Source organism: Pseudonocardia sp. ICBG1034 (assembly GCF_020131375.1).
Taxonomy (GTDB): domain Bacteria; phylum Actinomycetota; class Actinomycetes; order Mycobacteriales; family Pseudonocardiaceae; genus Pseudonocardia; species Pseudonocardia alni.
Map to the genome: position 1 here is coordinate 1,333,692 of NZ_JAHLEK010000015.1, position 19,169 is coordinate 1,352,860.

Here is a 19,169-nt window from a genome sequence, read left to right on the forward strand (position 1 = left end):
CGGAGCGCGATGAACACCACCGACGACAGCGGCCCCGACCCCGATGCGCCGGCCGAGGACCGGATCGCCTACCTCGTCGACCCCGCCTGGCGGCCGACCCCGGAGCAGTCCCACCCCGACCCGACCCGGATCGTGGGGGCCTGGATCCTGCGTGCCGACGGCTGCGTCGAGGGGTTCCAGACCAACCCCGACTACGTCCCCGCGGACCCCGGGTCGCCGACCGACCCCGTCGACGCCGTCCTGCAGATCCTGGCCCTGGACCGGGCGGACGGCCTGCGTCCCGAGGACGAGACCCTCGAGCTGCTCGACACCGTCCTGCTCGAGGCCCGTCTCGGGGTGGCCCTCGACGAGACCGGCGTCGCGGTGGTCCGGCCCGCGCCCGGCGGCGGCGTGGTCCCCGTCGTCACCGCCGCCGCGCACCGCGACCGGGTCACCGGCGTCGCGTCCTGGCGCGAGACCACCGCCGCGGAGCTGGCCGCCGCCCTGCCCGCCGAGGGCGTCGACGTCGTGGTCAACCCCGACTCGCCCGCCCCGGCGCTGATCCCGGCCGCCACGCTGCGCTCGCTCACCGGCGGGGCCCCCACCGGCTGACCGGTTCGCGGGGGATCTCCCCCGTGGGACGCGCGCGGGTCCCGTCGCCGCTCCGCGGTGCCGGGGTCCGCACTAGACAGGGGAGGACCGCCGGAACCGACTCTGCCGAAGGGGTGCGATGGAGCCGCGACGCCGTACGGGACCGGTGCCGCGATGAGCGCGGCGCTGGCCGTCTCGCCGATGGGCGGGTCCGGACACCGCAGCCTGGCCGAGGCCGTGGCCGCGGCTCCGGAGGGTGCCGTCGTCAGCGTGGCGCCCGGCACCTACACCGAGCCCCTCGTGCTGCGCCGGGCGATCACCATCACCGCGGAGGAGGGCCCCGGCACCGTCCGGATCGCCCCGCGCGAGGGGGTCGCGGTGGTGCTGGCCGGGCCCCCGTCGGCGACCGCGCAGCTGTCCGGGATCACCGTGCAGGGCGCGCCGGGCGTCGTCGCCGCGGTGCTGGTGACGAGCGGGGCGCTACGGCTCACCGAGTGCACCGTCGCCGGCGCGGGCTGGTCGGCGGTGCTCGCCCGCGACGACGGCGCGGTGCACGCCGGTGACTGCACCCTGACCGCCCCGGCGGGCGCGGGGGTCGTCGTCAGCTCCCCGGTGGGCAGCTCCGTGTCGCTGAGCCGCATCACCGGCGTCGGCACCACGGCGGTCGTGGTGGCCGGGGACGGCGTACTGGACCTGACCGCGACCCGGATCGACGACCCCGCGGGCAACGGCGTGTTCGTCCACGAGCGGGGCCGCCTCACGCTCTCCCGGACCGCGGTGACCGGGGCGGGCAAGCCGGCCGTCGCCGTCGAGCAGGACGGTGCCCTCACCGCCTCCGACCTGCAGGTCACCGACGCCGCCGGGGTCGGCCTGTACCTCGCGAGCAGCTCGTCCGTGCAGGTCGACGGGGCGGGGATCGGACCCTGCGGTGCTGCCGGTGTGCACGTCGACCAGGCCTGCCGCCCGCAGCTGCGCTCGGTCACCGTGCGCGGCGCCACCGGGGCGGGTCTGCTGTGGACCGGCAGGGCCTCGGGCACCGCCACCGGCTGCACCGTCGGCTCCACCGCGGGCGACGGGCTGCGGGTGACCGGGCGCAGCACCCCCGAGCTCGACGCCGTCGAGACCGCTGCCGACAGCGGCGCCGGCGTCGTCGTCGACGACGGCGCGGACCCGTTCCTGCGCCGGCTGCGCGTCCTGGACGCCGGGACCTGCGCACTGGTCGTCTCCGGCGGTGCCCGAGGTCGTCTGGAGAACGTGGAGATCGAGCGGGCCGGCGCCGACGGCGTGCGGGTCACCGACGGGGCGCGCCCGCAGATCGGCGGGCTCACCCTGCGCGGTGCCGCCGGGTCCGGTGTGGCCGTCACCGGCGCGGCGTTGTCGCTGGCCGACTGCCACCTGTCGGCGGTCGGCGGCGACGGCGTCGCCGCCGGCACCGGCGCGGACCTGACCCTGCAGCACTGTCGCGTGGCGGGCGCCCCCGGAGCGGGGTTCCGGCTGGGTGCGGGCTCCGGCGGCACGCTGGAGGAGTGCACCGCCGGCGACGGCGGGGCGGACGGTGTCGTCGTCGCCACGGCCGAACCGGTCCGTCTCATCGGCTGCACCGCGCAGGGCAACGCGGGCGCCGGTCTGCGGGTGACGGCCCCTGCCCCGTCGCTCACCGTCGAACGGCTGACCAGCCTCGCCAACGGGATCCCGGACGCGCCGGGGCCCCGCTCCGGTGGTCCGGCCGCGGCGGCCGCCGGCGGCCCGCAGGAGGCCGTCGCCTCCGCGCCGGGTGCGGCACCGTCCCGGCGCCCGACCAACGACCCGCTCGACGCCCTGCACGCACTCGTCGGGCTGGAGGGGGTGAAGGCCGACGTCACCTCGCTGGTGAACCTCAACAAGATGGCCAAGCGCCGGGTCGACGCCGGGCTGTCCGCCCCGCCGATGGCCCGCCACCTGGTGTTCGCCGGCGCGCCGGGCACCGGCAAGACGACCGTCGCCCGGCTCTACGGCGAGGTCCTCGCCCGCCTCGGGGTGCTGCGGTCCGGGCACCTGGTCGAGGTGGCGCGCGCGGACCTGGTCGCCCAGATCATCGGCGGCACCGCGATCAAGACCACCGAGGCGTTCACGAGCGCGCTGGGCGGGGTCCTGTTCATCGACGAGGCGTACACGCTGTCCAGCGGCCGGGGCGGGACCGGCCCCGACTTCGGGCGCGAGGCGATCGACACCCTGGTCAAGCTGATGGAGGACCACCGGGACGACGTCGTCGTCATCGCGGCCGGCTACTCGAAGGAGATGCAGCAGTTCCTGGAGGCCAACCCGGGCATGGAGTCCCGCTTCAGCCGGACCATCGAGTTCGCGAACTACGACGCCCCCGAGCTGGTCACGATCGTGCGCAGCCAGTGCGAGCGCCACGACTACCGGCTCGCCCCGGAGGCGGAGCAGGCCCTGCTCACCTACTTCGAGCAGATCCCGAAGGACGGCACGTTCGGTAACGGCCGGACCGCTCGCCGGGTGTTCGAGCGGATGGCCGACCGGCAGGCGTCCCGGCTCAGCGCCGGGGGTGCCGTGGCTCCCGCCGACCTGACACTGCTGACCGCGGATGACCTCGAACTCGCCGTCTGAGGCCGTCGCGCGCCGGGGGCACGACCGGTCAGCCGGTGAACCCGGGGTCCTGCATCGCCGTCATCAGCTCGGTCCGCGACCGGTAGCCGGCGCGGGCGAACATCCGGCCCAGCCGGCCCTCCACGCTCTTCTCGCTGACCTGCAGGATCGTGGCGATCGTGCGGTTGCCGAAGCCCTGCCCCACCAGCAGCCCCAGCAGCCGCTCGTTCTCCGCCACCACCGTGGTGCGGCCGGGTACGGTCACGCCGGCACGGGTCATCTGACCGCGGACCCAGTTCCGGCACAGCAGGGCGCCGAGGTCCCCGAAGAGGTCGTAGCACTCCCACAGGTCGTCGGGCCCCACGAGGTCCTGCTCGCCCAGGATGCCGATGACCGTCGCCAGCTCGAGCGGGAGGCCGCGCTCCCGGGCGATCCGCAGGCAGCTCTCGACGGTCGTCGGGTGGCGGTCGACGAGCGAGCGGACGAGCAGGAGGTACAGCTCGGTCCGCGAGGTGCCGAGCACGTCGTGCAACCGTTCCAGCGCCCGGCCCGCGCGCCGCGCGCCGTCGAGATCGCCGCGGGCCATGGCGATGCGCGCGATCTGGAGGTGGCTCGCGTCGGTGCCGATGAGGATGCCGCGCTCCTCCGCGTCGGCCACCGAGCCCTGCAGCCGGTCGACCGCCTCGTCGAGGTCCCCGACGGCGACGTCGGCGACGGCGCGCGGGGCGGCGAGCAGGTGCCGCAGCGAGGACTTCGCCGCGATCGCCTCGTCCAGGAACTCCCGGGCCCGGGTGATCTCGCCCCGGGCGAGCAGCAGGAAGGCGTGGTGCTGCTGCATCAGTTCCAGGCCCGCGTCGTGCCCGACGACGAACCCGCCGACGCGGTAGCGGCGGGCCAGGTCCTTGGCCTCGGTGGTCCGGCCCTCCAGGAACGCCAGCGAGGCCCGGTCGGACAGGCTCAGCATCTCCGGGGTCAGGCCCTCGTCCGCCATGAGCCGGCGGGCCCGGCCGACGTCGCTGAGCAGGAGCAGGAGCGTGACCAGCCCCTGGGTGAAGGCCAGCCGGCGACGGGCGGAGTTGTCGGCCGGCCACAGCCCCGGATCGGCGAGCAGCGTCTCGAACGTCCCCGGACGCCCCGCCCCCAGCTCGGCCATCATCGAGAGCGTGTCCCCGAGGTAGGAGGTCGCCCCCGGTCCGCGCCACGCCCACCGCGTGTCGTCGAGCAGCTCCAGGGCGTCCCGCCACCGGCCGAGCATGAACAGGGCCAGCGCACGCCACGAGGACCGGGCGGCCACGTCGCCGGGGAGCTCGCGGCGGCCGTGGGCGACGGCGCGGAGCCCGTCGAGGTCGCCGAGGCTGCGCATCGAGCCGAGCATCGTCGCACCGGCGTCGACGACCCAGTGCTCGGGCAGGACGTCGCCGAGCTCGTCCAGGACGGACTCGATGGTCGTGACGGCGGTGGCGTAGTCACCGGTGCGGTAGCAGCTGGTGGCGTACATCCAGCGGGCCATCGCCTCGTCGGCGCGGTCGGGCGACAGGTCCGCGGCGGTCAGCCACCAGGCCTTGGTCCGGTGCGGGTCGTCGGCCGCGCGGATCGTGGCCCGCTGGACCAGCTCGGACCGGGCGCGGTCGGTGTCCAGCAACGCGCCCGCCTCGGCGATGCGGTCCGTGAGGTAGTCGGGGTCCTCGGCGTGGGCGACACCCGTCCACAGGGCGACGACGGCGGTGACGGCCACCCAGCGCCGCTCGTAGGGCCGCAGACAGGCCGCGAGCTCGACAGCCACCTGGGGAACCGGGAAACGCCAGCCGTCGTCGGCCCCGCCACGGTGCAGCACCCCGGCGTCGACGAGCTCCTCGAGGTGCTCACGGGCCTCGTCGACGTCGATGTCGAGGCTCGCGGCGAGCAGCCGGGGCAGCGCGGGCCCGAGGGGTGCGAGCAGGGCGACGGCGGTCGCGACCGGCCACATGGCGGGCCCCAGACGGCGGACCGGACGCAGCAGCGGCCCGTCCGGCCGGGGCCCGGGCTCCGGTCCCGGGCCGAGATAGGCGTGCCGGTCGGAGATCACGACCCGGCCGCCCGCCGACAGGCTCCCCAGCAGGTCCAGCACGGCCTCCGGCACCCCCCGCGTCCGCTCGAGCACGAGGTCGACCAGCTCGGGTGCCGGGCGGCTGCGCAGCTGCTCGGCCAGCAGCCTCGCGGTCTGCGCCCGGTCGAGCGGCCGCAGCCGGTGCGAGTCGAGGACGCCGTCGCGGCGCAGAGCACGGACCACCGCGACGAAGGGGCGCAGGAATCCGGGGACGGGTGTCTGGACGGTGAACACCGCCCGGACACCGGCCTCGACCAGGGACGGCACCAGCGCGGCGAGCACCGCGACCGAGTCGGGGTCGCTGCGGTGCAGGTCGTCGACGAGCAGTGTCAGCCGGTGCCGGTCGAGCACCATCGCGATCGGCGCCGCCATCCGGGCGGCGAGGGCGGGGGAGTGCCGCGCGCCGTCGACCGGGTGCAGCAGCGTCGGGGGGACCCGGGCGAGCACCGCCGTGCTGCCGTCGATCACCGGACCGTCGGGGGTGTAGCGCAGGCGCAGGACGTCGCCGCCCTGCTCCCCGACGCGGGCGGCCAGCCGGTCGAGCACGGCCGTGCGCCCGATCCCCGGCGGTCCGTGCACGAGTGCCGAGCGGGTTCCGTCGTCCGGAAGGTCCGGGACGGGCAAGGGTGCCTCCACAGGGCGGTCGTCGACGACGGTGCGACGGGGCGAGGAACTCCTCGCACCACGGGACGACGAGCGGACTTCGGGCGGGGACCACGCCGGCCCCGGGTACCGGTCCCGGCGGTGCCGACCGGGAACCTGCTGTCCAGCGTACCGTTCCGCGGCACATGTCATGATCTTCGCAGCCCGCGAGGCCGCACGACCGGGACGGTGACATGAGCAGGGAACAGATCGAGTTCTGTGGTCGGGACGAGGTGCTGGACGCCCTGCGAGGCACGCCGGAGGCGTCGCTGACGGTCCTCCGTGGACCCACCTCCAGCGGACGTACCGCCCTGCTCACCCGGATCGGTGACGAGCTGCGGGAGTCGGGCTCCACCGTCCTGTTCGTGGACGCGGACCGGGACCACGCCGGCTGGGACCGGTTCGGGGTCCGTCCGCTGCTGGGCGCGGTCGGCCGGTCCTTCGAGCAGCTCGACCCCGGCCCCGAGCTGCCCGGAGCGATGAGGTCGGTGCGCCGCCTGGCCACCGCCGAGACCTACGAGTCGATCGCCGGCCGTTCCCGGTTGCGCGCCGAGACCGGTCGTCTCCTCGCCGCGGTCGGGACGCGGGGTCCGGTCACCCTCGCCGTCGACGACGCCGACCACGTCGCGGCGCCGCTGTTCGTGCTCGCGGAGGCCCGGCGCGCCGGGCACCGGGTGCTCGCCGCGATGCGGTCGGTCCAGCTGCCGACCGAGCAGGTCGCCGAGGTCGGCGATGCCGCCGACGAGATCGTCGACCTCCCGATGCTGTCGGACGAGGCGTCGGTGGAGATCCTGCGACGGGCGGCAGGCGGCCCGGTCGACCCGGGACTCGTCGACGCCCTGCGGGACGCGCTGGGGCTGCTGTTCGGGTGTCCGGGGACCCTGATCCGCACCCTGGCCGCGTTGCGCGAGGACGACCGGGTCGTGCGCGTGGACCGCACCCTCTGCCTCCGCGACGACCGCGCGCCGATCGGGCTCCCGGCCGGCCACTTCCTGGTGGGAACGGTGCGCTCCGCCGGCCGTGCCGCGGAGGAGCTCGTCGCACTCGCCGCCGGGCCCACCGGGCTCCGGATCGCCGACCTCGACGCCGTCGCGGGGGCCACCGGACGGACCGCGGTGGGCTGTGGTGCCCTCGTGGACGCCCTCGCCGCCGAGTCCGCGCTCGAGTGCGACTTCCGGGGTCGGCTGACCCCGCTGTGCCGGGCACTCGGGACGACGGTGCGGGCCGGGCTGGGGGAGGACGCGCTGCGCGACCTGCATGTGCGGATCGGTCGCCGGGTGCAGTCGACGGTCGGGCTCAGCAGCCGTGACGACCTGTCCGCACTCGCCGGCCACGTCGCCGCGGCCGGGACCACGTGGCCCGTCCGGCAGCGGCTGACGGTGGTGCTGCACGACGAGGCCGTCCGTCTCGCCGACAGCGACCCCGACCTCGCCATCAGCCACCTCCGTAGTGCGTGGCGGCACGCGGGGCCCGGACACGGCCGCCGTCGCGTGCAGGCGGAGCTGGTCCGCGCGACCAGGGCCGCCGGCCGCTTCGACGAGCTGGCCGACTTCGTCGCCGACGCCGTCGACGAGGGTGGGTACCGGACGACGGGGTCACGCACCGAGCTGGCCGCGTCCGCCGCGCTCGCCGCCCTGCAGCTCGGCCGCCGGGTGAGCACACCGGTCCGCTCGGCCCTGTCGGGGATCGGGGACCCCTCCTGTCCGCTGCAGCTCTGCGAACGGTGGTGGCGCGGTGAGCACCTCTCGATCGGTGAGCTGGTGCAGGGCTTCGCGCCGCTCGCGCCGGGCGGGCCGGTCCTCGCACTGCGGGACCTGTCCGCGGACTCGCTGCGGGTGCCCGCGGACGTGCGGCACGCGTTCTCCCGGCGACGGCTGGTGCCGATGCTCCGGTGGCTGCTGGGTCCCGACTACCGGCCCCCCGCCGACGGTCCGTTCGCGGCGTTCGAGCGGATGATGGTCGCCTACGGTGACGGGCGCTGGAACCGGGCGCTGTCGGCGGCGCGGGCGCTGCAGACCCAGGAGTCCGCGGACGTGGTCTCCCGGCCGTGGGCGGCGCTGGCCGCCGCGGCCGTCCACCGTTTCCGGGGCCGGGAACGGCGTGCCCACGCGTGGGCACGGACGATTCCCGAGACCGACCACACCGACACCGACACCGCCGTGCCCGCGCTGCGCGAGTGGGCCGAGGCCCGGCTCGCCCACACCGGCGAGAACGCGCTGGAGGCGCTGCCGGCGACCTGGGCGGTGTACAGCGGCGAGCTGCGACGCGGTTCCCGGGGGCCGCACGCCGGGGAGGTCCTGAACTGGCTGGCGATGCTCGCACGCAGCAGCGGCGACGACGGCTGGCGGCGCCGGATCGGGGAGGCGGTCGAGGACGCGGTGGCCGTGGAACCGGAGTCGGTCGGCCCGGAGTACGGCGAGCTCATCGAGGCGATGCTCCACGACGACCCGGCGGCGGCGCGCCGGGGCGTCGCGTGGTGGCGCGAACGGGGCAGCCTGCCGGACCTGGCACAGGCGTGCCTGCAGGCCGCCGACGTCGTCGGGCCCGAGGAGGCGGAGCCCCTCTTGCACGAGGCACTCGCCATCGCCGACGACCTGAAGGCGACCCGGATCCGGCGGTCGGTACGGCGGGCGATGTCGCGGTACGGGATCGCCGTCCGGACCCCGGAGCTCGGCGAGCAGCGGCTCTCCGAGCTGGAGATGCAGCTGGTCGGGCTCATCACCGAGGGCCGGTCGAACCGGCAGATCGCGGCCCGGATCACGATGAGCGAGAAGACGGTCGAGAACCACCTCACCCGGTTGTTCGGCAAGACCGGCTGCCGCAACCGCCGTGAGCTGGTCGTCGCGAACCTCGCGGGCCGTCTCACCGGACTGGGTCCCGAGCCGTGGGAGCCCGGTGCCGGACCCCGTTAGAGTCCGCTGCGTGACCGAATTCGTGAGCCTGTCCGTGGACGAGGGCGTCGGGACGATCCGGATCGACCGCCCGCCGATGAACGCCCTGAACCGCCAGATCCAGGGTGAGCTGCTGGAGGTGGCCGACGAGGCCGCCACCCGCGCCGACGTGCGTGCGGTCGTCGTGTACGGCGGGGAGAAGACCTTCGCCGCGGGTGCGGACGTCAAGGAGATGGCGTCGATGTCCTACTCGGACATGGCGCCGCAGGCGCGGCGGCTGTCCGCCGGGCTGGGCGCGATCTCCACCATCCCCAAGCCGACCGTCGCCGCGGTGACCGGGTACGCCCTCGGCGGCGGCCTGGAGGTCGTCCTCGGCGCGGACCGCCGCATCGCCGGCGACAACGTCAAGCTCGGCTTCCCCGAGATCCTGCTCGGCATCTTCCCGGGTGGCGGCGGCACCCAGCGCGCCGCGCGGCTGATCGGGCCGTCGCGTACCAAGGACCTGATCTACACCGGCCGCATGGTGAAGGCCGACGAGGCGCTGGCGATCGGGCTGGTCGACGAGGTCGTCCCGGCCGACGAGGTCTACACCCGCGCCGTCGCCTGGGCGCAGCAGTTCACCGCGGGCCCCGCCCTGGCCTACGCCGCCGCCAAGAAGGCGATCGACAACGGCCTCGACACCGACCTGCGCACCGGCCTGGACATCGAGTCCGAGCTGTTCGCGGGCGTGTTCGCCACCGACGACGCGAAGGCCGGCATGGCCAGCTTCGTCGAGAACGGCCCCGGCAAGGCCACCTTCACCGGCCGCTGAGCCGTCCCGCCCCCGCCCGGCCGCGCGACGCGCCCGGGCGGGGAGCAGGCCGGCGGCCGTGTTCTGCGAAACTCCTACTCATGAGTTCGGACCCGGCGCCCACCCCGCACGCCACCGCCGAGCAGGTCGAGGCGGCCTGGCACGACCCGAAGCTCGCCAACGTGCTCTACCACGACTGGGAGGCGGGCACCTACGACGAGAAGTGGTCGATCAGCTACGACGAGCGCTGCATCGACTACGCCGCGGGCCGCTTCCGCGCCGCGGCCCCGTGGGACGGCCGCCCCTACCTGCGCGCCCTGGAGCTGGGCAGCGGCACCGGGTTCTTCCTGCTGAACCTGATGCAGGCCGGCGTCGCCGAGCGGGGCGTCGTCACCGACCTGTCCCCGGGCATGGTCGCCGCCGCCACCCGCAACGCCGAGCACCTCGGGCTGGAGGTGGAGGGCGCCGTCGTCGACGGCGAGCACATCCCGTTCCCCGACGACAGCTTCGACCTCGTCGTCGGGCACGCGGTGCTGCACCACATCCCCGACGTCGAGGCTGCGTTCCGTGAGGTCCTGCGGGTGCTGGAGCCGGGCGGGCGGTTCGTGTTCGCGGGCGAGCCCACCACCGTCGGCGACGCCTACGCCCGCAAGCTCGGGCAGTGGACGTGGAAGGCCACCACCACCCTGACGCGGCTCGGCCCGCTGCAGGGCTGGCGCCGCCCCCAGCACGAGCTCGACGAGTCCTCCCGTGCCGCCGCGCTGGAGTCGGTCGTCGACATCCACACCTTCGACCCGGCCGACCTGGAGCGCACCGCGACCCGGGCCGGGGCCGAGGGGGTGCGGGCCTCCACCGAGGAGTTCGCCGCCGCCATGCTGGGCTGGCCGGTGCGGACCTTCGAGGCCGCCGTCCCGCCCGGCAAGCTCGGCTGGAACTGGGCGATGTTCGCCTACCACGGCTGGCAGCGGCTGTCCTGGCTCGACGAGCACGTCCTGAACCGGGTCGTGCCGCGCAGCTGGTTCTACAACGCCCTGATCACCGGTACCAAGCCGAGATGAGCGATCGGCCCCGGCGCGGCGCGCTGTCGGTCAGCATGGACGACGTGGAGCACCCGCTGGAGCCGTTCTGGCGCGGCGTCATCGCCTACCGCCTGCTCACGCTGCTGACCGTCGTCGGCGTGACGCTCTACCACCTGCGCACCGGCTACGAACGTCCGCTCGCCGCGGTCGGCGTGCTCGTCGTGATGGCGGTGTGGACGGCCGTGACGTCCTGGGGTTACCTCGGCGGGCTGCCCGGCGCCCCGGACCGCCGCGGCCTGCTCGCCCTGGCCGACCTCGGCGTCTGCGTCGCGATCATGGCGACCACGCCGCTGGTCGTCCGGGTCGCCCACCTCGACGAGGGCGGCCCCGGCATGGGGTCGATCTGGACCTCCGGCGCGGTGCTGGCCTGCGCGGTCGCGTTCCGGATCACCGGCGGGGTGCTCGCCGCGGCCGTGATCTCGGCGGCGCTGGTGCTGTCCAAGCAGCGGTTCGGGGTGCTGGAGCTGGGCGACATGCAGCTGCTCGGACTGGCCGGGCTGACCGTCGGGTTCGCCGCGCACGTGCTCGACCGCACCGCCGCCCGGCTGCGCCGCCTCGTCGCCGAACAGGCCGCCGCCGCCGAACGCGAGCGGCTCACCCGGGCCGTGCACGACGGAGTCCTGCAGGTGCTGGCGCACGTCCAGCGCCGCGGTGCCGAGCTGGGCGGCGGGGCGACCGAGCTCGGTGTGCTCGCCGGAGAGCAGGAGACCGCGCTGCGTGCGCTGCTGTCCGGGCCGGGGACCACCGACGCGTCCGGGTACCGCGACCTCGCCGCCGCGCTGCGGATCCTCGCCTCGGACCGGGTCACCGTCTCGGCCCCCGGACGTCCGGTCGAGCTGGGCGGGCCGGTCGTCGACGAGGTGGAGGGCGCGGTGCGGGCCGCGCTCGCGAACGTCGCGCTGCACGCCGGCCCGGACGCGCGCGCGTGGGTGCTGGTCGAGGAGCTGCCCGGGGCGGTCGAGGTCAGCGTCCGCGACGACGGCCCCGGCATCCCCGAGGGCCGCCTCGCCGAGGCCGAGGCGCAGGGCCGGATGGGGGTGTCCCGCTCCATCCGTGGCCGCGTCGGCGACGTCGGCGGGACACTGACGCTGGACACCGGACCGGACATCGGGACCGAATGGGTCATCCGGGTCCCCAGGGAGGACACATGAGCATCCGGGTGATGGTCGTCGACGACCACCCGATCTGGCGCGAGGGCGTGGCCCGCGACCTCGCCGAGCGCGGCCTCGAGGTCGTCGCGACGGCCCCGGACGCGCCCGCGGCCGTCCGGATCGCGACGGCCGTGCGGCCGGACGTGATCCTCATGGACCTCAACCTGGGCGTGACCTCCGGCGTGGACGCGATCGCCGCGATCGGGCAGCAGAGCCCGGACAGCCGCGTACTGGTGCTGTCGGCCTCCGGTGAGCACGCAGACGTCCTGGAGGCGGTCAAGGCCGGTGCGCTCGGCTACCTGGTGAAGTCCGCCGGGGTCGACGAGCTGCTGGAGGCGATCCGGCGCACCGCCGACGGCGTCGCCGTGTTCACCCCGGGGCTGGCCGGGCTGGTGCTGGGGGAGTACCGGCGGCTCGCCGACGCCCCGCGTCCCGCCGACGGCGCGCCCGCCGTCCCGGCGCTCACCGACCGCGAGACCGAGGTGCTGCGCCTGGTCGCGAAGGGTATGACGGCCAAGCAGATCGCGGCGAAGCTCGTCGTCTCGCACCGGACCGTCGAGAGCCACGTGCAGAACACCCTGCGCAAGCTGCAGCTGCACAACCGCAGCCAGCTCGTCCGGTACGCCATCGAGCAGGGCCTCGCGGACTGAGCGGGCGGGGCGGTGGGTTCCCTGCGGTGAGCGGAGTGAACCCGTAACGGGGGCCACCCCCATCACGAACAGGTCACGGGACCGGGCAGACTCGGCTCCGCCCCCGACGCTCGACCTCCGGAGAGCCCGTGACCGACCCGAGCGCCCTGATCGGGTACCTGCTCCAGAGCCCCTGGCTGGTGCCCCTGCTCGCCGTCGCCGTGATGTGCGACGGGCCGCTCCCGTTCCTGCCGAGCGAGCCGGTGCTGTTCAGCGCCACGGCCGCCGCACTGGCGGAGGGCGACCGGTGGCGGATCGCGGCCCTGTTCGGTGCCGCGGTGGTCGGGTCGCTGCTCGGTGACGCGGTGCTCTACGGCGCGGGACGCAGCTCCAACTCGGTCGTCCGGGGCGCCCGTCGCGGCGACGGGACCGGCGCCTGGGTCCGCCGCCACTTGCACCGCCGACCGGTCGCCGCGCTGGTCGCGACCCGGCTGCTGCCCGGCGGACGGCTGGCGAGCGTGTCCGCGGCCGGCCGGGTCCGGCTGCCGCTGCGCGCGTTCCTGCCCGCGACCGTCGCGAGCGCCCTGGTGTGGAGCACCTGGATGACCGGCATCGGCGTCCTGGTCGGGCCGATCACGCACGGCGACCCGCTGATGTCGGTGCTCGCCGGGGTCGTCCTCGCGGCGCTCGTCGCCTCGGCGGCGGCCGCGGCCAGGGCGCTGCTGCGGCTGCGCCGTCCCGTCGTCGCGGTCTGACGCCCGCCGGACCCGTTCGCGCCGAACCGGCGGGTTCCGCGCCGTTCGGACGGCCTACTGTGCTGCGGCACATGGCAAGCTGGGCCGTCCGGACGAACGGGGCGGGGAGAACTGAGGACGTGCACGACGACGGCGACCGGGTCTCGGCGGTGGCGGTGGGGCGGCCGGTGGTGCCGCCGGGGGTCGAGGTCGTGGCCCACGTGCCGCCCGTGCCCGCGGAGGGGGCCGCGGCCGCGGTCGACCGCGCCCGGCCCGGTCTGGTCCTGGTCGACCTGACCGGCCCCGAGGGTGTGGCGCCCGCGGTGATCGCCGCCGTGCTCGCCCGCGTGCCGGACGCGGCGGTGCTCGCCGTCGCCGGTGCGGTCGCCGACCACGCCCGGGTCCTCGACGCCGTGCGGGCCGGGGCGACCGGCGTCGCGACCGGTGCCGACCCCCGGGAGCTGGCCGCCGTCGCCGCCGCGGCCGCCGCCGGGCGTCCCGCGTTCTCCCCGGGGCTGGCCGACGTCGTCCTGGAGTCGGTCGCGGCCCCCACGCACGCGGTACCGGAGCTCAGCCCGCGCGAGTCCGAGGTGCTGCGGCTGGTGGTCGAGGGGCTCACCGCCAGGCAGATCGCGGCCCGGCTCGTGCTGTCCCCGCGCACGGTCGAGAACCACGTGCAGCGGCTGCTGCGCAAGTTCGAGGTGCCCGGTCGTGCGGCCCTCGTCCGGCACGCCATCGAGTTCGGACTCGCCTGAACGTCGTTTGTGCGTTTCCACGTACTTCCGTACTTTGAGCTGCGTGAGCGAGATCGAGGAGCGGCTGCGCGCCGTCGAACAGGCCGTCGTGGAGCTGCAGGAGGCCCGGCGGGCCGCCGACCGACCGGACGCCGTCGGGTCCGCGGACACCGCCGTCCCCGACGACGACGCGCTGTGGGCGCTGACCGGGCTGGAGGCCCGCAGCCCCGGCGCGGTGCTGATGGCAGGCAGCGTCGGGCTCCCCGGCGACGAGGGCACCGTCCGCTGGCAGTACGCCCGCCCGGGCGAGGTCCTGCTCGACGCCGACTGGCCCGAGCTGAGCGCGACCCTCGACGCGCTCGCCCACCCCGCGCGGCTTGCGATCCTGCAGCACGTGCTGGGTGGCGTGCACAGCACCGCCGAGCTGCTGGAACAGCCCTCGGTGGGCACGACCGGGCAGCTGCACCACCACCTGCGCCAGCTCGTCGCCGCCGGCTGGCTGGCCTCGACCCGGCGCGGCCACTACGAGGTCCCGGCCGCCCGGGTCGTCCCGCTGCTGGTCACCGTCCTGGCCGCGCACCGATGAGGGGATACGTCACGACCGCCTCCGTCACCGGTCACCGGGTCGGGACCGTCGCGGCCGTCGTCGCCGTGCTGGCCGTGCTCGTCGGGGCGCTCGCCGGCCCGGAGCGCCAGCGGCTCGGCCCGCAGGACGCCGGGGACCCGGCCCTGGCGGACCGGGTCCGGGCCGCCGCCGGGCCGCTCGGCGGCCTGCGGTCGCTCGCCGTCGCCGAGGTCACGCCGACGACGGTCACCACCGCCGGGCTCGGCCCCGCCGACGCCGCGGCCCCCTTCGAGATCGGGTCGGTCACCAAGACCTTCACCGCCGCGCTGTTCGCCGACGCCGTGACCCGCGGCGAGGTCCGCCCGGACGAGCGCCTCGACCGCGTGCTCGGGGAGCTCGCGGGCACCCCGGCGGGCGGGGTGACCCTCGGTGCGATCGCCCAGCACCGCTCCGGCCTGCCGCCGCTGGGCGCCACCGCCGCCACGGGCGCCCTGGCCGCGCGGGCGTTCAACGGCAACCCCTACCTGTCGACGACGACCGCACAGCTGATCGACGACGCCCGCAGCGCCCCCGTCGACCCGCAGCAGCCCCCCACCTACTCGAACTTCGGCGTCGCCCTGCTCGGGACGGCGCTCGTCCGCGCGGCGGGCGCCGCGGACTATCCGGCCCTGGTCCGGGACCGGATCACCGGTCCGCTCGGCATGACCGCGACGACCTTCGCCGCCACCGACGCGCAGATCCCGCCGGACGCGGTGCCCGGCCACCTCGACAACGGGCGCCCGGCACCGCGCTGGTCCGGCGAGGGCTATCTGCCCGCCGGGAGCTCCACGTTCTCCACCGCCGGCGACCTGGCGCGCTGGGCACAGGCCCAGCTCACCGGCGTCGCACCGGGGACCGCGGCGCTGACCCCGACCGCGCAGGACGACCCCGGCACCTCGATCGGCTGGATCTGGGTCACCAGCACGGCCACCGGCGCGGACGGCGCCCGGCACCCGTTCGTCTGGCACAACGGCGGGACCGGCGGGTTCCGCAGCATGCTCGCCCTCGACCGCGAGACCGGTCGGGCCGCGGTCGTCCTCGGCGACACCACGGCCGGGGTCGAGCCGGTCGCCGCGGCGCTGCTGTTCGGCACGCCGCCGTCCGAGGACGCCCCGGACCCGCTGGTCTGGGTGCCGGTCGGCATCGCCGCGCTGTTCTCGCTGCTCGCGCTGCGCCGCGCGGTGCGGGCGGATGCGCGCCTGCCGATCGCCGACGGTCTGCTGACGGCGGCGTTCGGGCTGGTGCTGCTGTGGAACCGTGGTCCGTGGGCGTCGGCCGGCGGCTGGGTCTGGGGCCTGGTGCTCGCCCCGGCCGCGGCGGCCCTGGCGGTCGCGGTGCTGCGCGGCCGGGAGCTCCCGACGGTCCCGCCGCGGCGCGCCGTCACGGCCTGGGGCGGGCTCGTGGTGTCCGTCCTCCTGCTCGCGGCGGCGGTGTGGGCGGGCTGAGCCGCTACGGGCGCGCGGTGAGCCTGGCCAGCGCCGCGTCGAGGACTGCCGGCACGTCCGGCGCGGACAGCACGTCCACCGGGCGGGTGCCGGGTTCGGCGGGCACGGTCGCCCCGCGGGCCGGGCCGAACCCGGTGTCCACGGTCAGCGCCGTCGGCGTCGGTGTCAGCGACCCGGGTGCGACGCACTCCAGCAGCGCCGTCGCGTCGTGCAGGGCGACCGCGTCGCGGCCGTAGCGTTCCCGGTAGAACCGCATGTACGGGGCGATCATCGCGGCCAGCTCGGCGCCGACCGGGTCGGCGTCGCCCAGTGCGGCGACCCACTCCGGGCCCGCGGCACAGCCCAGTGTGGTCTCCAGGGGCACCAGCGCGACCGGCACGGAGCCCTCGCCGGGGTCCTGGGCCAGGACACGGTGCGCGGCCTCCGGGTCGGCGTGGACGTTGAACTCGGCGGCACCGGTGACGTTCCCGCCGCCGATCGCCCCGCCCATGACGACCACCCGCTCGATCCGGCCCACCAGATCCGGGCGCGCGGCCAGCAGGATCGCGGTGTCGGTGAGCGGGCCGATCGAGGCGATCGTGACCGGCTCGGTCGCCTCCTCCAGCACCCGCGCCATCAGGGCGACCCCGGCCCCGGCCACCGGCACGACCGGCTCCGGCAGCGCCGCGGCGCGCCCGCCGAGCCCGTCGGAGCCGTGCACGTGCCCGGCCCGCCGCTCGCGCCGGTGCACCAGCGGCCGGGCGGCGCCGACCCCCAGCGGGACGTCCGGGCGTCCGGCCAGGGCGAGCAACCGTCCGGCGTTGGGCAGGGTGGCGTCCAGGCCGACGTTGCCGAACGTGGCGACGACGGCCCGGACGTCCACCTCGGGACTGCGCAGGGCCAGCACGAGCGCGACGGCGTCGTCGACACCGGGGTCGGTGGAGATGATCAACGGGCGGGGCACACCGGCGAGCCTACGACCGGCCCGCCGGGGAGATCACTCGCTGCGGGTGGGCTCGTCCTCGTGCTCGGCCTCGACCTCGCGGGCGGCCGCTCCGGTGGCCCCGGAGTCGTCGGTCGTCGCGTCGGGGCGGGGGTTGCCCGCCTTGTCGGTGTCGGCGCGGGAGGTGCCGCCGCCTCCGGAGGTGAGTTCGTCGGTACCGACGTCGGTGCCGTCGTCGGGCTGGCGGTGGTCGCTCACGGGCGGACCTCTCGGGTGGGGGACGTGGTCCCCGGGAGGTACCCGTCGTCCGAGGGGTGCACACGCCTAGGGTCTGACGGGTGCGACGTCCGCCGATCCCCGACGCCGACCCGGAGCAGGCGAAGCTGTTCAGCCTCACCTCGCTGCGCTGGATCCTGCGCCACCGCGCGTACAGCCCGTGGTACCTGCGGCGGTACTGGCGGCTGGCGAAGCTCCGGCTGCGGCACCCGCACGTCGTGCTGCGCGGGATGGTGTTCCTCGGCAAGGACGTGACGATCGAGGCCCGCCCCGGGTTCGGCCGGCTCGAGATCGGCCGCTGGGTGCACATCGGCGACGGCACCGCCCTGCGCTGCCACGAGGGCTCGATGCGGATCGGCGACAAGGTCGTGTTCGGCCGGGACAACACCGTCAACTGCTACCTCGACGTCGAGATCGGCGCGACGACGCTCGTCGCCGACTGGGTCTACGTCACCGACTTCGACCACCGCACGGAGGATGTCCGGCGACCGATCAAGGACCAGGGCATCGTGAAGTCGCCGGTCCGGATCGGCGAGGGCTGCTGGCTCGGGGTGAAGACCTCGGTGCTGCGCGGCACCCGGATCGGCCCGGGCAGCGTGCTCGGGGCGCACGCGGTCGCGCGGGGGGACATCCCCGCGGAGTCGATCGCCGTCGGGACCCCGGCCCGGGTGGTGCGCGACCGGCGGGCCGACTACGAGGCCGCGGCCGCCGAGCGCGCCGCGGTCGCGGACATGGCACGCAAGGCCGACCGGGCCCTGCAGGCCCGGCTCGACCGGGCCTGAGCCGGCGGCTCAGGCGTCGAACAGGTTCCCGGTGGGGATCTTGGGGCGGGGGAGCTCGCGGGGCCCGGCCGCGGTGGCGCCGGCGTAGATGCGGGCGGTGTGCCCGGCGATGACCGGCCAGGCGAAGTCGGTGCGCAGCCGGGCCCGGGCCGCGCGGGCCCGGCGGCGGGCGGCGGCCGGGTCGGCCAGCGCGCGGTCCACGGCGTCGGCGATCCCGGGGACGTCGCCGGGGGCGAACCCGAGGCCGGTCTCGCCGTCGCGGACCAGCTCGCCGAGCCCGCCCGCGGTCGAGGCGACGAGGGTCGCGCCCACCGCGGCGGCCTCCAGCGCGACGATCCCGAACGGCTCGTAGCGGCTCGGCAGCACGACGGCGTCCGCGCCGCGCAGCAGGGCGGTCAGCTCGCCGTCGGGCAGGTGGCCGAGGAAGGTCACCGAGCGCGTCACCCGGTGCCGCGCCGCGCGCTCGGCCAGCATCTCCTGCTGCGTCCCGCTCCCGGCGACGAGCAGCCGGGTCCCGCGGTGCCGCCGCCGGATCCGGGGCAGTGCCGCGATCAGGTCCTGGACGCCCTTCTCGTACTCCAGACGTCCGAAGTAGACGATCCGCGGCCCGTCGCCGGCGTGCGCGGGAGCGGCGCGGGACCGCCAGCGACGCGGGTCGATGCCGTTGTGCACCACGTGGACGGCGGCCGGGTCGAGGTCGTGCAGTGCCGACACCTCGGTGCGCATCGCGGCGGAGCAGGTGATGACCTCGTCCGCGCGCTGCGCGAGCCACCACTCGGTGGAGTGCACCTGCCGGTTCAGCGGCCCCGGCAGCCAGCCGGAGTGCCGGCCCGCCTCGGTGGCGTGCACGGTCGCGACCAGTGGGACCCTGAGGACGTCGGCGAGCGCGATCGACGGGTGCGCGACGAGCCAGTCGTGGGCGTGCACGACGTCCGGCCGCCAGCCCGGCAGCAGTGCGCTCAGCGCGTGACGCAGCATCGCGTGCCCCATCGCGAGCGTCCACGCGACCAGGTCGGTGCCGAACTCCAGCTCCGGCGGGTCCTCGGCCACCCGCAGCACCCGCACCCCGTCGACGGCCTCGGTGCGGGTCGGGTGGGTCTCGGCGTCGGTGCCGGTGGGGGCCCGGGAGAGCACGACGACCTCGTGCCCGGCCGCGACGAGCTCGCGGGACAGCGCGTGCACGTGCCGGCCCAGCCCGCCGACGACGACCGGCGGGAACTCCCAGCTGACCATCAGCACCCGCATCGC

16 protein-coding genes are annotated in these 19,169 nt (G+C 76.0%); 12 read left to right on the forward strand and 4 right to left on the reverse strand.

All coding sequences use genetic code 11. The features are described from left to right. Window positions 1–9 precede the first annotated feature (9 nt). Both KPF22_RS07810 and KPF22_RS07815 read left to right on the forward strand, forming a co-directional pair. Window positions 10–591 (forward strand): type VII secretion system-associated protein, encoded by a 582-nt coding sequence (locus KPF22_RS07810; protein WP_224401597.1) that lies wholly within the window; start codon window positions 10–12, stop codon window positions 589–591. A 153-nt stretch (window positions 592–744) separates the two neighbouring features. Then, window positions 745–3,177 carry a right-handed parallel beta-helix repeat-containing protein gene (locus tag KPF22_RS07815; protein WP_208822526.1) on the forward strand — a complete coding sequence of 811 codons (2,433 nt, stop codon included), beginning with the start codon at window positions 745–747 and terminating at the stop codon, window positions 3,175–3,177. Window positions 3,178–3,205: 28 nt separating this feature from the next. Here KPF22_RS07815 and KPF22_RS07820 read toward each other — a convergent pair whose 3' ends face one another. Then, window positions 3,206–5,866: an AAA family ATPase gene (locus KPF22_RS07820; protein ID WP_224401598.1), complete on the reverse strand. Its 2,661-nt coding sequence runs from the start codon at window positions 5,864–5,866 to the stop codon at window positions 3,206–3,208. Between the two features lie 212 nt (window positions 5,867–6,078). Between KPF22_RS07820 and KPF22_RS07825 the strand changes: the two genes are divergently transcribed. The 9 genes from KPF22_RS07825 to KPF22_RS07865 all read left to right on the forward strand — a co-directional run bounded on the left by KPF22_RS07825 (window position 6,079) and on the right by KPF22_RS07865 (window position 15,941). Beyond that, the gene (locus KPF22_RS07825) at window positions 6,079–8,796 is read left to right on the forward strand and encodes a LuxR C-terminal-related transcriptional regulator (protein ID WP_208822530.1); all 2,718 of its coding nucleotides are present in this window, start codon (window positions 6,079–6,081) and stop codon (window positions 8,794–8,796) included. A gap of 10 nt (window positions 8,797–8,806) precedes the next feature. Further along, complete coding sequence (locus KPF22_RS07830; protein WP_062397269.1) at window positions 8,807–9,586, forward strand: enoyl-CoA hydratase/isomerase family protein; 780 nt, start codon at window positions 8,807–8,809, stop codon at window positions 9,584–9,586. A gap of 80 nt (window positions 9,587–9,666) precedes the next feature. After that, window positions 9,667–10,623, forward strand: a complete 957-nt coding sequence (locus tag KPF22_RS07835) for a class I SAM-dependent methyltransferase (RefSeq protein ID WP_178376251.1) — start codon at window positions 9,667–9,669, stop codon at window positions 10,621–10,623. Next, window positions 10,620–11,795 (forward strand): MacS family sensor histidine kinase, encoded by a 1,176-nt coding sequence (gene macS, locus KPF22_RS07840; protein WP_208822531.1) that lies wholly within the window; start codon window positions 10,620–10,622, stop codon window positions 11,793–11,795. Before KPF22_RS07835 ends, macS begins: the two co-directional genes overlap by 4 nt. Beyond that, window positions 11,792–12,445, forward strand: coding sequence for a response regulator transcription factor (locus KPF22_RS07845; RefSeq protein WP_224401599.1), 654 nt, complete (start codon window positions 11,792–11,794; stop codon window positions 12,443–12,445). The genes macS and KPF22_RS07845 overlap by 4 nt, the downstream gene beginning before the upstream one ends. A 128-nt stretch (window positions 12,446–12,573) precedes the next feature. Further along, the gene (locus KPF22_RS07850) at window positions 12,574–13,179 is read left to right on the forward strand and encodes a DedA family protein (protein ID WP_224401600.1); all 606 of its coding nucleotides are present in this window, start codon (window positions 12,574–12,576) and stop codon (window positions 13,177–13,179) included. Window positions 13,180–13,250: 71 nt separating this feature from the next. Next, the gene (locus KPF22_RS07855; RefSeq protein WP_224401601.1) at window positions 13,251–13,913 is read left to right on the forward strand and encodes a response regulator transcription factor; all 663 of its coding nucleotides are present in this window, start codon (window positions 13,251–13,253) and stop codon (window positions 13,911–13,913) included. A gap of 43 nt (window positions 13,914–13,956) precedes the next feature. Further along, entirely contained in the window at window positions 13,957–14,478 is a 522-nt protein-coding gene (locus tag KPF22_RS07860) for a helix-turn-helix domain-containing protein (RefSeq protein ID WP_224401602.1), read from the forward strand. Next, complete coding sequence (locus KPF22_RS07865) at window positions 14,475–15,941, forward strand: serine hydrolase (protein WP_224401603.1); 1,467 nt, start codon at window positions 14,475–14,477, stop codon at window positions 15,939–15,941. The genes KPF22_RS07860 and KPF22_RS07865 overlap by 4 nt, the downstream gene beginning before the upstream one ends. A 4-nt stretch (window positions 15,942–15,945) precedes the next feature. Here KPF22_RS07865 and KPF22_RS07870 read toward each other — a convergent pair whose 3' ends face one another. Both KPF22_RS07870 and KPF22_RS07875 read right to left on the reverse strand, forming a co-directional pair. After that, window positions 15,946–16,884, reverse strand: coding sequence for a nucleoside hydrolase (locus tag KPF22_RS07870; RefSeq protein ID WP_224401604.1), 939 nt, complete (start codon window positions 16,882–16,884; stop codon window positions 15,946–15,948). 33 nt (window positions 16,885–16,917) lie between these two features. Then, window positions 16,918–17,121, reverse strand: a complete 204-nt coding sequence (locus tag KPF22_RS07875; protein WP_062397246.1) for a hypothetical protein — start codon at window positions 17,119–17,121, stop codon at window positions 16,918–16,920. Between the two features lie 80 nt (window positions 17,122–17,201). Here KPF22_RS07875 and KPF22_RS07880 point away from each other — a divergent pair, with 80 nt between their 5' ends. Continuing rightward, window positions 17,202–17,921 (forward strand): acyltransferase, encoded by a 720-nt coding sequence (locus tag KPF22_RS07880; protein ID WP_224401605.1) that lies wholly within the window; start codon window positions 17,202–17,204, stop codon window positions 17,919–17,921. A gap of 9 nt (window positions 17,922–17,930) precedes the next feature. Here the strand turns inward: KPF22_RS07880 and KPF22_RS07885 are convergent, their stop codons facing one another. Continuing rightward, window positions 17,931–19,166: a glycosyltransferase family 4 protein gene (locus KPF22_RS07885; protein ID WP_224401606.1), complete on the reverse strand. Its 1,236-nt coding sequence runs from the start codon at window positions 19,164–19,166 to the stop codon at window positions 17,931–17,933. Window positions 19,167–19,169: the final 3 nt, after the last annotated feature.

Bases quoted from the DNA above. Each gene is read 5' to 3' on its own strand.
- KPF22_RS07825 (WP_208822530.1), top strand. From the start codon at position 6,079: ATGAGCAGGGAACAGATCGAGTTCTGTGGTCGGGACGAGGTGCTGGAC.
- KPF22_RS07865 (WP_224401603.1), top strand. From the start codon at position 14,475: ATGAGGGGATACGTCACGACCGCCTCCGTCACCGGTCACCGGGTCGGG.
- KPF22_RS07855 (WP_224401601.1), top strand. From the start codon at position 13,251: ATGGCAAGCTGGGCCGTCCGGACGAACGGGGCGGGGAGAACTGAGGAC.
- KPF22_RS07835 (WP_178376251.1), top strand. From the start codon at position 9,667: ATGAGTTCGGACCCGGCGCCCACCCCGCACGCCACCGCCGAGCAGGTC.
- KPF22_RS07815 (WP_208822526.1), top strand. From the start codon at position 745: ATGAGCGCGGCGCTGGCCGTCTCGCCGATGGGCGGGTCCGGACACCGC.
- KPF22_RS07885 (WP_224401606.1), bottom strand. From the start codon at position 19,166: ATGCGGGTGCTGATGGTCAGCTGGGAGTTCCCGCCGGTCGTCGTCGGC.
- KPF22_RS07845 (WP_224401599.1), top strand. From the start codon at position 11,792: ATGAGCATCCGGGTGATGGTCGTCGACGACCACCCGATCTGGCGCGAG.
- KPF22_RS07810 (WP_224401597.1), top strand. From the start codon at position 10: ATGAACACCACCGACGACAGCGGCCCCGACCCCGATGCGCCGGCCGAG.
- macS (WP_208822531.1), top strand. From the start codon at position 10,620: ATGAGCGATCGGCCCCGGCGCGGCGCGCTGTCGGTCAGCATGGACGAC.